The sequence below is a fragment of the Morganella psychrotolerans genome (assembly GCF_001676055.1).
Classification (GTDB): domain Bacteria; phylum Pseudomonadota; class Gammaproteobacteria; order Enterobacterales; family Enterobacteriaceae; genus Morganella; species Morganella psychrotolerans_B.
Map to the genome: position 1 here is coordinate 189,196 of NZ_LZEX01000042.1, position 11,583 is coordinate 200,778.

An 11,583-nucleotide genomic window follows, 5' to 3' on the forward strand; every position below is an offset into this window, starting at 1 on the left:
GAACAATGAAATGAATAACGAAGCAAATTTGTCCCTGAGCGATGTACTGAGTATCAGTTGCACGCGCAATAATATTCACTGCACCAGCAAAAAACGTGTACTGGAAATAATCAGTGAGCTGGCAGCACCGGCACTGAACCTGCCGGAAAGCACGCTGTTTGAGGCACTCCTCACACGGGAAAAAGTCGGGACAACCGGTATCGGCGGCGGGATTGCTATTCCGCACGGAAAACTGGACTGCAACGAGGCACACAAAGCCTGTGGTGTATTTTTACACCTGGAACACGCTATCGCATTTGATGCGATTGATAATCAGAATGTGGACATCCTGTTTGCCTTGTTTGTTCCTTCTGACCAGTGTCAGACCCATTTACACACACTGTCGTTAGTCGCAAAAAAACTTGCGGATAAAACGCTCTGCCGCCGTCTTCGTCAGGCGCAAAGCGATGAAGAGCTGTACAGTATCATCACGGAATGATATCAGCCGGCTAACGACAATGAGATAATGGCATTATGCCATTGAAAGAGAAACGATAGGGAGTCCCCTCATGGTGCTGATGATTGTCAGCGGCCGTTCCGGTTCGGGTAAATCCGTTGCCCTGCGGGCGCTGGAAGATATGGGTTTCTATTGTGTCGACAACCTGCCGGTAACCCTGTTACCGGCACTTGCTGATACACTGACAGCACGCGACATTTCTGCCGCCGTGAGTATTGATGTCAGGAATATGCCTGAATCTCCGGAAGTCTTTGAAGAAGCCCTGACCAGATTACCGGCCAGTTTCTCACCACAACTGCTTTTTTTAGATGCGGATCGCAATACGCTTATCCGCCGTTACAGTGATACAAGGCGCCTGCATCCGCTTTCCAGCAAAAATCTGTCACTGGAAAGTGCGATTGACGAGGAGAGTGATCTGCTGGAGCCGCTGCGCTCACGGGCAGACCTGATTATCGATACCTCAGAGATGTCGGTGCATGAACTGGCGGAAATGCTGAGAACCCGGATCCTCGGCAAACGCGAACGCGAGCTGACAATGGTGTTTGAGTCCTTCGGTTTCAAACACGGCATTCCTATTGATGCCGATTATGTGTTTGATGTCCGCTTTTTGCCGAATCCGCACTGGGATCCGAAACTGCGGCCGATGACCGGGCTGGATAAACCGGTGGCGGCGTTCCTTGACCGCCATACTGAAGTACATAACTTTATTTATCAGACCCGCAGCTATCTGGAACTGTGGCTGCCGATGCTGGAAACCAACAACCGCAGCTATCTGACCGTTGCTATCGGTTGTACCGGCGGGAAGCACCGCTCTGTATATGTCGCGGAGCAACTGGCAGACTACTTCCGTTCACGGGGTAAAAACGTGCAATCGCGTCATCGCACGCTGGAAAAACGGAAATAACCCATGACGATCCGCTGTCAGGTTGAGATTAAAAACCGGCTGGGGCTTCACGCACGACCGGCGATGAAATTAGTTGAGCTGATCCAGACATTCCGTTCAACGGTTATCTTTCGTAATAAACAAAATGAAGAAGCCCGCGCAGACAGTGTACTGGCGATGCTGATGCTCGATTCTGAACAGGGCAGTATTATTGAAGTGGAAGCGACAGGACCTGATGAGAATTTAGCGATTGAGGCAATTATTTCCCTTTTCGATTCAGGTTTTGATGAAGATTAGCTATACTAAACGGAATATTTTACTTAAAAAAAAATTGATACGCTGTTTCATTCACGCAGCCTGATGGTTCGTGATCCTGATCTCTTTCTTTTCAGGGGAGAACAGCCTACTATCAGATTAATTCTCAAAAGAGCACCCCCCTCCTTCTGGTGTGGGGGTGTTCTTTTGTATTGGAAATGATTCGGAGTGTGGTATGAATAAACCCAACATAATTATTAATGAACTGGACGCAGAGCGTCTGGATAAGCTGCTGGAACAACCAGCTTACGCAGACAGCGCCATAGCGGCTGCATTAAACGACGAGTTAGATCGCGCGGATATTCTTCCTCCGGAAGAAATTCCTGCCAATGTGGTCACAATGAACAGCCGTATCCGTTTTATCGATCTGTCGAGTGAAAAAGAGAGCATCCGCACCCTGGTGTATCCTGCATCACTCAAAGACAGTGCTGAACAATTATCCGTTATGGCACCGATGGGCGCGGCGTTACTCGGCCTTTCTGTCGGTACCGAGATTTCATGGGAAATGCCGAACGGTGATTCTGCGCGCATCAAAGTATTAGAAATTATCTATCAGCCTGAAGCCGCCGGTGAATTACACCGCTAATCTGCTTTAGCCGACTCTGCGTCCGTTTTCTTTTGACCTGCGGGCGCAGCTTCCGTTTTTCCCTCCTTTGATGCATGATGCCGGTATATCCTTTTCAGTACGGAGATCTCATGTCTTCCTTTAGTCTTGCTTACCTTTTTGGTTTGCCTGCACCGACGTCTGAATTCACTTACCCTCTGTTGTTCGGACTTGAACGCCAGGTTAGTTTTGTCTGTCAAAGTATTGCTATGCTGATGATGTAAGGCTTTCCGGCATAAAAAAACCCTGACGTAAATGTCAGGGTTTTTCATGTAGCCATACAAGGAATTTAGGTTTTTAACGTGGGGATATTACTGCCCGGCGATACTCATTTCCGGCAGCCAGACAGAGCCGCACTGAATGTTGCTGCGGGTTTCGATATCATCCCCGGTGGCAATCATATTCGCCCACATGTCTTTCAGGTTACCCGCTATCGTGATTTCACTGACCGGATACTGAATCTCGCCGTTTTCCACCCAGAAACCGGATGCACCGCGTGAATAGTCACCGGTAATACCGCTGACGCCCTGTCCCATAAGCTCCGTCACAACCAGCCCGGTGCCCATCTCTTTGAGCATGGCATCAAAGCCCATCCCTTGTCCGGCGATGTGCCAGTTATGGATCCCGCCGGCGTGCCCGGTGCTTTTCAGTCCGAGTTTCCGCGCGGCGTACGTTGTCATCAGCCAGTTAGTCAGAACACCGTTTTCGATAATCAGGCGATCCTGTGTGCGGACACCTTCGCTGTCAAACGGCGTTGAAGCCAGTCCGCCAATCACATGCGGCAGCTCGCGGACTGTCAGCCAGTCCGGCAGAATTTGTTTGCCAAGGCTGTCGAGCAGAAAGGTTGATTTGCGGTAAACGGATGTGCCGCTGATAGCGCCCACCAGATGACCAAACAGCCCGGTGGCAACTTCCGGTGAAAAAATAACCGGCGCTTTTTGTGTTGCCAGTTTGCGCGGCGCCAGGCGGGACAATGTACGGCGTGCGCACTCTTTTCCGACCCATTCAGCAGACTGTAAATCCTCAAGTTTGCGGGCGATAGTGTAAGCGTAGTCGCGCTCCATATCCCCGTTTTCTTCTGCGATCACACTGGCTGACATTGAGTGACGGGTGCTGCAATAGCTCTGTAACATCCCGAGCGTGTTACCGAAAACACGAATACCACAATGGCTGTTGAAACTGCCGCCCTCGGTATTGGTTATGCGCGGGTCAGCACTCAATGCAGCTTTCTCTGCATTTGCGGCGTAATCTATCGCCTGGTCCGCACTCACCTCTGCCGGATAAAACAGTTGCAGATCAGGTGCGTCAAATGCCAGCAAGTCACGGTCAGCGGGACCGGCAAACGGATCTTCTGATGTGTATTTTGCAATATCAATGGCGGCCTGTACCGTGCGCGCAATTGCCTCGTCGCTTAAATCGGTGGAAGAGGCGCTGCCTTTGCGCTGGTTATGATAAACCGTTATCCCCAACGCGCCATCACTGTTAAATTCAACGTTTTCCACCTCACCCATACGGGTGCTGACACTCATGCCGGTGGTTCGGCTGACAGCAACTTCTGCACTGTCACAACCTTTTTGTGCAATACTCAGTGCCTGCTGAACTGCCTGTTCAAGACGCGTACGTTGCGCCATAATCTGAGAAGTGATATTCATCAATCAGGTTCCAATCTAATAAATTAAGGGTGCCGTTCAGCCAATCAGGTAGCTAATAGGTGTTATCCGGCCTTTTCCCCGGTTACAATAGCTAATATACGAATGTTAACACTCACAAACACAGAGATCATCCGGCGTCATGCTGCTCTGTGTTTCGCCACAGGAAATACTATTATGGCAAAGCAGCCTGAAACCTGGTTTGAAGAACCCGAAGCCCTTCCTCAGGAAGAAGAAGACGACGAGATTATCTGGGTCAGCAAAAGCGAAATCAAACGCGATGCGGAAATCCTGAAAAAACTCGGTGCCGAACTGGTTGCGTTAAGTAAAGCACAGCTGGAACGTATTCCGCTGGATGAACAATTACTCGATGCCATTTTGCTGGCACAAAAAATTAAACGTGAAGGCCTTCGCCGTCAGATACAGCTCATCGGTAAACTAATGCGCTCCCGTGACATGGATCCCATCATCACGGCACTGGATAAACTGAAAAACCGCCATAACCAGCAGGTCGTTCTGCTGCATAAACTGGAAGATCTGCGTGAACGTCTGGTCACCGGTGACGACAGTGTGGCAGAAGAAGCTATCGATCTGTTCCCGCACCTTGATCGTCAGCAACTGCGTTCACTTATCCGTAATGCGAAAAAAGAACGCGAAGGGAATAAACCCCCGAAAGCGTACCGCCAGCTGTTCCAGTATCTGAAAGAACTGGCTGAAACCGCTTAATCCGCCCGCATGGTCAGGGGGGTCAGTATCAGCTGAATATCCCCCGGCCACTCTTCCTCTGCATCACGACAAGTGGCAATCACCGCCGAGAACAACCGCCGCTGACGCGCAGTAATATGCTCAAACACCAGCGTAACAGGCAACTCAATTGCGCCTGTTAACATATCCCATAATGCATCCGTGTTATGTCCGAACTCCGGAAACAGGGAAAATTTATCACGAAATTGCTGATAAAAATCCTCTGTGGTCCGGATCATACGGAAATCAAAATGCACGGTGTTTATCTCTGTCGCGTTTGTATCAGCCGTCATGCATTACCCTGCCTTCTGAAATGAACGGTAATGATCTGTGGTCACATAAATCAGTCCGTCATTTGAGTAGAGCAGGCGATCACTGCCGCGGTGTCCGCAGTTATAATTGATATCTGCTTCAAACCACTGCCGCGCAGGGGCATCCGGCAAGCCTTTTTCGCGGTTACCAAAACGATCACCGCCGATAGCTTTACCCGGCATCACCTCGCAAAGATCCCCTTTTGATGGCTGCCAGCCCGCATTCCGCGCCGCTTTTTTGGTTACATAGTAATCCGGTAACTGCTGGTGCTGCTGCACATAACTCACCACGCGGGATTTTTCCGTCAGTGCATCAATCGCCTGCGGCTGTTCTGTCCGTTGCGGGACCGGCTCTGACGGGCGGGTTTCAATAAATTGTCCCGGTAACCCCGCCAGCCAGGCAGAGACGGCAACGATCAGGACAATCACCAGCGTGCCGTACTTCTGCATCATTACGCCGTACCGCCGACTGTGATACTGTCAAGCTTCAGAGTAGGCTGTCCGACACCTACAGGGACACTCTGCCCCTCTTTTCCGCAGACACCCACGCCTTTATCCAGTTTCAGGTCATTACCGACCATCGAAACCTGTTGCATAGCTTCAATACCCGAGCCAATCAGTGTCGCGCCTTTCACCGGTTTGGTAATTTTACCGTCTTCAATGAGGTACGCTTCCGATGTGGAGAAAACAAATTTCCCGGACGTGATATCCACCTGACCGCCGCCGAAATTCGGGGCATACAGACCATTTTTCACGCTTGCGATAATCTCTTCCGGTGACGATTCACCCGCCAGCATATAAGTGTTTGTCATGCGCGGCATCGGCATATGGGCATAGGATTCACGGCGGCCGTTACCGGTCGGTGCGACACCCATCAGGCGCGCATTCAGTTTGTCCTGGATATATCCTTTCAGAATACCGTTTTCGATTAATACGTTGTATTGACCCGGTACGCCTTCATCATCAATCGCCAGTGAGCCACGGCGGTCGCTGATGGTGCCGTCATCAACAATCGTACACAGTGTTGATGTAACCTGCTGACCTATTTTCCCGCTGAATACAGATGAATTGCGGCGGTTAAAATCACCTTCCAGGCCATGCCCGACGGCTTCATGCAGTAACACACCCGGCCAGCCTGCGCCTAATACCACAGGCATTGAACCTGCGGGCGCCGCAACCGCAGAGAGATTAACCAGCGCCATACGCACGGCTTCACGGGCAAAATTATCAGCACGGACTTCGCCGTCTTCTGTGCCGAGAAAATAGTCATAACCAAAACGACCACCGCCGCCGCTGCCGCCGTGTTCACGTTTGCCATCCTCTTCCACCAGCACGCTGACAGAAAGGCGCACCAGCGGGCGGATATCCGTTGCCAGTGTGCCGTCAGTTGCCGCGATCAGCACTTCTTCATAAACACCGGTCAGGCTGGCATTCACTTCCTGAACGCGGGGATCTTCAGCCCGCGCCACACGGTCAAGGCGGTGCAGCAGGGCAATTTTTTCTTCACGCGGCATAGAGCGCAGCGGGTCGAGCGCGGCATACAGCGCGGTGTTATTCACACGACTCAGCGCCTGTACCTGACCATTTCCCTGCTCACGCACAATGCTGCGCGCCGCAGAAGCACTCTGCTGTAATGCAGTAAGGCTTATCTGATCCGAATAGGCAAACCCGGTTTTCTCACCGCTGACCGCACGGATCCCGACACCCTGGTCGATATTGTAAGAACCGTTTTTAATAATTTTATCTTCCAGTATCCAGGCTTCATGGAAGCTGTTCTGGAAATAGAGATCGCCGTAATCAATATGACGATCAGCCAACTGAGTGAGAACAGAAAACAGATCCTGTTCATCAAGACCATTGGCGGTCAGCAGATCGTTGCTAACAGTTGAAAAACTCATAATTTACTCTTTACCTGTCGTTTTTTTCTCAATCAGCGAGGTCAGCTGAGGACGGAACCGGTTGTGTTTGACCACACGGATCTGCTCGCGCATTGATGTTAAGCTTTCCGGACGAATATCCGCTTCAATGGCCGCGACCGCATCCGGATTTTTCTTCACAACTTTACCCCAGCCGTCAACCACCATGGAGTGTCCCCATGTACGGCGGGTGCCATGTACACCAACCTGAGCCGGTGCAAGGATAATGCATTGGTTCTCAATCGCACGGGCGCGCAGTAATGGCTCCCAGTGTGATTTGCCGGTCAGACGGGTAAATGCCGCCGGAACAGAAATAATCTCAGCGCCCTGCTCACGCAGCGCCTGGAACAGGCCCGGGAAGCGCAGATCATAACAAATAGTCATGCCGAGACGCCCTACCGGGGTATCCACTACCGTGATGTGCTCACCGCGCTGGAAAATTTTGGACTCGTTATAAGAGCCCTGTTCGTCGTCAATATTGACGTCAAACATGTGGATTTTGTCGTAACGGGCTTTAATGTCGCCTTTATCATCAAACAAAATACTGCTGGCTGTAATGCGCTCAGGGTCTTCACGGCTTATCAGCGGCATAGAGCCGACCAGGATCCAGACACCATAACGGCGCGCCATATCAGCCACGGCACTCTGCAACGGCCCGTCACCCTGGGTTTCCGCATATTTATGATAGGTATTGCCCGAGGCAAAAATCAGGGCATTTTCCGGGGTCATGACCAATTTGATATTATCAGGCAGTTGTTTGATCTGTTGTTCGATTTGCGCCAAATTGTGTTTGGTATTTGTGCCGCTGCACAATTGTAATAATGCCACATTTGCGTTTTTCATTACTGAGTCTCCTTTAACTGACGCAAAACTTCATCTATCTTAGGCTCTTCTAAACTGCCGCTCAGGTGATAACGTATCACCGAAATTTTACTCCAGAGCGGGCCCAGTACCTTACTGGCAACAAAGACCGCGGCTCCGGCTATCGGATTGACAACAAACGCCGTTGCCACCCCGACTGTCGCAGACAATTCCGGTGTGACTACCACCGACATATCAATGCGACGCTCCACAAGATAAATCGAACCATCAAAACTGATATCCGCCATCAGACCATCCACACGGGTATCATTCGTACTCAGAATACCCTCTTTGATGACACCTTTACCGCGTATGCTGTCAAAAACAAAATCATTACTGAAGGTATCGGTAAAATCCAGCTGTAATTTTCGCAACAATGCATCAAAACTGACCAGACGCAGCAGTTTTCCGGCATTTCCGCCACCCATGCGCTCTATGGCACCGTTCCCCAGAGAGGTGTTAATGATGCCGTTCAGTGAGGCCACATCAGGCGACCATGGCACATCGCGCCAGTTCAGATCAAAATCCATGTTAAACGGCGAGCCGGTGATCGGCACCAGCACCCCGAAGTAGGCTGCCATATTATCAAATACCGGCCCTTTAAACTGGCCTTTAAAGTGCGATAGTGGTGTACGCCCCGCATCCCAGCGTCCGCTGACCGTCAGTTCGCTGGCACTGTTTTTTACCGATGCCGCATCCAGAATCAGGGTGTTATTTTCAGGATAAACCCTGGCATTCACCGTACCGATATTCAGCCCGCCAACCCAGCACGCCTCACAACGCAACGTGATTGCCGGCCAGCTTGCGACCCGGTAATCTGTTTTGGTCTGCTCACTGCGCTGAGCTTTCGGCAGCGCATTCTGAATGGAGTCCGGATTATAATAAAGATAATCAATGCTTGCCTGCCACGGCCCTGATGGCGGGAGACGAATATCGCCGCGCAGCTCCTGCCCGTCCGCACTCAGCAGCCAGCCATTTTCCTGCGGGTGAATGCGCAGTTTTATCTGATTCCAGCGCTGTCCGGCAAAATCCACCGATGGCGCTGAAATAGCTATATTTCCCGGCAATTTCAATGATGCAGGCGATTCATGACTTTGCCCTGCAACAGCCAGTGCACCGACCCAGTGCTCGCCCGTCACTGCCGGCAGCTCAATACTGATGGTGTCCGGCGTGATTTTTTCCGGTACTTTTGTTCCCGGACGGATAGCGGCACCGCGCAGCGTCAGAATATCGCCCAGTGTCCAGTCTGTGAGGAAACTGAGGGATTTTCCGAGCGTTCCTCCCGCTTTCAGCGTGTGTTCTGTTCCGGTGGCATGAATATTCAGTGTACCGGTGTCAGCCGCCCAGCGCCGGATCGCCGGCAGAGAAGTGCTGGTCAGTTTTTCTGTTTTACCATTCAGATCAACCGTATAACTGACTTCGCCTTTTTGCGGGAGCGCAATTTTTACCTCGCCCGTCCACGGAAACGATCCATTTACATGCTGTTTTACGACATCAGGAAGGCCATCGATCCCTTTCATCTGCCAGTTGCCGTCCAGTGCGATATTAACCGCAAAATCTTTCGGATTCTCTTTGGTCGTAAAGTGAACATTCAGCGGCTGTCCGAACCAGCGGGCAGTAATGCGATCACTTTCCAGGTCACCGTTATCAAAACGGAACTGCCCGGTGACATCATGCAGCGTGCTGCCGAGCGGCACGACATCAATAGTATTGTTTTTCAGGCGAACTTCACCGGTTGCCCGTACCATTTCATTAAAATTGAGCGGAATTTCCAGGTTAAGGTTACCGTTGACACCACCGCCGATTTTCAGCTGCTTCAGGGTATTGCCGATGGAGCCTTTCATCGGGGTCTGATCAAAATAATTACCCAGCGACTCCCCTTTCCCTTCGATATCGGACTGAATATAAAGGCGTTCAACTGTAAAATCCGGAATATCGGCTTTCAGGTTCAGGGCTGTTGCATTACCCAATTTTGCCTGCGGAGCTGTCATCCATAACCCGTGATTATGAAAATTCAGATCAACATTCACATCCATCAGTGCAGGCCAGTCCGGATCATATTTGAATGTCGCATCGCGCAACGGCACCCATATCTGGAACTGTCCCTGATTTTTACGGAACGGAAAATCTGCCGGATCCCCCTGAAAGATCACGGTGGCATCTTCCGCTTTTCCGGCAATCAGTGCCTGTGTCAGGTATTCATTGAGATGTTCGCCCATCAGCGGAACCGGGAAGTAGCGCCAGGCTTCTCCGGCATCTGTCAGACGGACACCGGCCAGGATCCCGAGTGACGGCGGACCCTCTTTATTTTGCTGATAACGAAAGTGCCCGTTTGTCCATAATGCGCCGGAGCGCAGATCTAAATTATCACTCCAGGCACTGAAATCACCGTCAGTATTACGCCACTGAATTTGTCCGCCACTTTGTGAAATCGCCAGCGGCGCGGTAAACATCGGACGGTAATCCACCTCACTGTCAGCCAGGGCAAAACGCATAATGCCTTTCGCTCTGTCGCCGCGCAGCAGCCCGCTGAAGTGAGATACTGACGGCAGCCCGCCCCACGGCCTCCAGCTCACATCCTGCCAGGCCACATCCACATCCAGGGTTTCCGGGGTGGCAGGTGTGATATCAAGAGCAAAATCCTGAATCAGCCCTGACGGGTCGCGGTTCTGCCAGGCTCTGACATCATCATTCGTCAGGAAAGAGAATGTCGGCACAATGCTGCTCAGCCGTGCCAGTTCAATATTGTTTGCGCGGATGCGCAGATGCTGATTGCCCTGATATTTTTCTGATGCGGGGATATAAAGCAGTGATAAATTACCTTCCGGCCACTGTTGTCCGTCTGTTTTGAGGTTAAACAGCTCCGGGATATTAAACAGCCAGCCTTCGCCCTGACGGCGCATGCGCACCACCAGGTCACGGACTTCCAGCGTATGTGTGTCTTTGCCGACCAGCCAGTCCGCTTCGCCGGTATTCAGTTGCACCAACCCGCGGGTTATTGTTCCGCGCTCAACTGTCATCCAGCCGGCAAGACTGAAACTGGCTTCATTCAGTCCGGTGTTATCCCTAAGCCAGCGGCTGAACCACGGTGTCATATCAATTTCATCCGCCTGAAGGTACACCATACCTTCATCCAGCAGACCATTCACATCCCGCAGATCCAGACGCACCTGTAACCAGCCGCGCGGGTTATTCACAGATGAGAGCCGGACTTCACCCTGTGCCCGGTGGCGTTTAGTCTGATTAAGCCAGGAGAGGCGGGAAACCACTAAGGTCGCGGGGTCGCCGGACGGGGTAAGAAAACGGATTTCACTGTCACGCAGATCAAAATTATCAAAACGCTCAAGCCAGAGGGCAGAAATGGCATCCGGCTCAAAATTGCCGCCGTCACTGCTGAGAGGGGATTTGTAATCCACATTCATGTGCCAGAATGTCAGGTCACGGAAACTGACACTAAAGCGGAATAAGGTGCGCCAGATATCAAGGGAGAGGTCGATTTTTTCGGCTGAGATATCAGCATCATCACTGGTAACCACCAGGTCACGGATAGTCAGTGCGGGACCAAAGCCCTGCCAGCGTCCGCTGATTTCACCGATCCTGACCGAGGCCCCGGTCATCTCAGAAAGGGTTTCTTCGATTTGCGGGCGGTATTCATTAATCTGAGGCAATAGGTAGCGCAGGCCGCCCAGTAACAGAGCAGCAGCAATCACAATCACAACAACACATGTAAACAAAACCTTTGGCAGTCGCCTCACTGGCTCCCTTCTCCCTGCTGCTGTCAAGGCCGGCTATACCGGATACTGT

General features: G+C 51.5%; 12 protein-coding genes. 6 read left to right on the forward strand and 6 right to left on the reverse strand.

From position 1 onward, the window contains the following. The first annotated feature begins 10 nt into the window (after positions 1–10). The 5 genes from ptsN to AYY17_RS22595 all read left to right on the forward strand — a co-directional run bounded on the left by ptsN (position 11) and on the right by AYY17_RS22595 (position 2,522). On the forward strand, positions 11–478 hold the full coding sequence (gene ptsN, locus AYY17_RS16490) for a PTS IIA-like nitrogen regulatory protein PtsN (RefSeq protein ID WP_067425422.1): 468 nt from the start codon (positions 11–13) through the stop codon (positions 476–478). 70 nt (positions 479–548) lie between these two features. Beyond that, positions 549–1,400, forward strand: coding sequence for an RNase adapter RapZ (gene rapZ, locus AYY17_RS16495; protein ID WP_067401368.1), 852 nt, complete (start codon positions 549–551; stop codon positions 1,398–1,400). Between the two features lie 3 nt (positions 1,401–1,403). Beyond that, positions 1,404–1,676 carry a PTS phosphocarrier protein NPr gene (npr, locus tag AYY17_RS16500; RefSeq protein WP_067366910.1) on the forward strand — a complete coding sequence of 91 codons (273 nt, stop codon included), beginning with the start codon at positions 1,404–1,406 and terminating at the stop codon, positions 1,674–1,676. Positions 1,677–1,869: 193 nt separating this feature from the next. Further along, the gene (gene rnk / locus AYY17_RS16505) at positions 1,870–2,280 is read left to right on the forward strand and encodes a nucleoside diphosphate kinase regulator (RefSeq protein ID WP_067425425.1); all 411 of its coding nucleotides are present in this window, start codon (positions 1,870–1,872) and stop codon (positions 2,278–2,280) included. Between the two features lie 110 nt (positions 2,281–2,390). Further along, on the forward strand, positions 2,391–2,522 hold the full coding sequence (locus AYY17_RS22595) for a hypothetical protein (RefSeq protein WP_268873069.1): 132 nt from the start codon (positions 2,391–2,393) through the stop codon (positions 2,520–2,522). Between the two features lie 87 nt (positions 2,523–2,609). Here the strand turns inward: AYY17_RS22595 and pmbA are convergent, their stop codons facing one another. Next, entirely contained in the window at positions 2,610–3,950 is a 1,341-nt protein-coding gene (gene pmbA / locus AYY17_RS16515) for a metalloprotease PmbA (RefSeq protein ID WP_067425431.1), read from the reverse strand. A gap of 174 nt (positions 3,951–4,124) precedes the next feature. On the opposite strand from pmbA, the gene yjgA reads away from it, so the two are divergent. Then, entirely contained in the window at positions 4,125–4,673 is a 549-nt protein-coding gene (gene yjgA / locus AYY17_RS16520) for a ribosome biogenesis factor YjgA (protein WP_067401361.1), read from the forward strand. Here yjgA and AYY17_RS16525 read toward each other — a convergent pair. The 5 genes from AYY17_RS16525 to yhdP are packed head-to-tail and all read right to left on the reverse strand — an operon-like array spanning position 4,670 to position 11,534. Beyond that, entirely contained in the window at positions 4,670–4,984 is a 315-nt protein-coding gene (locus AYY17_RS16525) for a barstar family protein (RefSeq protein WP_082981431.1), read from the reverse strand. The genes yjgA and AYY17_RS16525 overlap by 4 nt on opposite strands. A gap of 3 nt (positions 4,985–4,987) precedes the next feature. Further along, positions 4,988–5,455 (reverse strand): ribonuclease domain-containing protein, encoded by a 468-nt coding sequence (locus AYY17_RS16530; RefSeq protein WP_067401359.1) that lies wholly within the window; start codon positions 5,453–5,455, stop codon positions 4,988–4,990. Next, the gene (tldD, locus tag AYY17_RS16535; RefSeq protein WP_067401357.1) at positions 5,455–6,900 is read right to left on the reverse strand and encodes a metalloprotease TldD; all 1,446 of its coding nucleotides are present in this window, start codon (positions 6,898–6,900) and stop codon (positions 5,455–5,457) included. The genes AYY17_RS16530 and tldD overlap by 1 nt, the downstream gene beginning before the upstream one ends. A gap of 3 nt (positions 6,901–6,903) precedes the next feature. Beyond that, the gene (nit1, locus tag AYY17_RS16540; protein WP_067425434.1) at positions 6,904–7,761 is read right to left on the reverse strand and encodes a deaminated glutathione amidase; all 858 of its coding nucleotides are present in this window, start codon (positions 7,759–7,761) and stop codon (positions 6,904–6,906) included. Next, complete coding sequence (yhdP, locus tag AYY17_RS16545; RefSeq protein ID WP_067425437.1) at positions 7,761–11,534, reverse strand: AsmA2 domain-containing protein YhdP; 3,774 nt, start codon at positions 11,532–11,534, stop codon at positions 7,761–7,763. The genes nit1 and yhdP overlap by 1 nt, the downstream gene beginning before the upstream one ends. Positions 11,535–11,583 lie beyond the last annotated feature (49 nt).

Bases quoted from the DNA above. Each gene is read 5' to 3' on its own strand.
- ptsN (WP_067425422.1), top strand. From the start codon at position 11: ATGAATAACGAAGCAAATTTGTCCCTGAGCGATGTACTGAGTATCAGT.
- rapZ (WP_067401368.1), top strand. From the start codon at position 549: ATGGTGCTGATGATTGTCAGCGGCCGTTCCGGTTCGGGTAAATCCGTT.
- npr (WP_067366910.1), top strand. From the start codon at position 1,404: ATGACGATCCGCTGTCAGGTTGAGATTAAAAACCGGCTGGGGCTTCAC.
- rnk (WP_067425425.1), top strand. From the start codon at position 1,870: ATGAATAAACCCAACATAATTATTAATGAACTGGACGCAGAGCGTCTG.
- AYY17_RS22595 (WP_268873069.1), top strand. From the start codon at position 2,391: ATGTCTTCCTTTAGTCTTGCTTACCTTTTTGGTTTGCCTGCACCGACG.
- pmbA (WP_067425431.1), bottom strand. From the start codon at position 3,950: ATGAATATCACTTCTCAGATTATGGCGCAACGTACGCGTCTTGAACAG.
- yjgA (WP_067401361.1), top strand. From the start codon at position 4,125: ATGGCAAAGCAGCCTGAAACCTGGTTTGAAGAACCCGAAGCCCTTCCT.
- AYY17_RS16525 (WP_082981431.1), bottom strand. From the start codon at position 4,984: ATGACGGCTGATACAAACGCGACAGAGATAAACACCGTGCATTTTGAT.
- AYY17_RS16530 (WP_067401359.1), bottom strand. From the start codon at position 5,455: ATGATGCAGAAGTACGGCACGCTGGTGATTGTCCTGATCGTTGCCGTC.
- tldD (WP_067401357.1), bottom strand. From the start codon at position 6,900: ATGAGTTTTTCAACTGTTAGCAACGATCTGCTGACCGCCAATGGTCTT.
- nit1 (WP_067425434.1), bottom strand. From the start codon at position 7,761: ATGAAAAACGCAAATGTGGCATTATTACAATTGTGCAGCGGCACAAAT.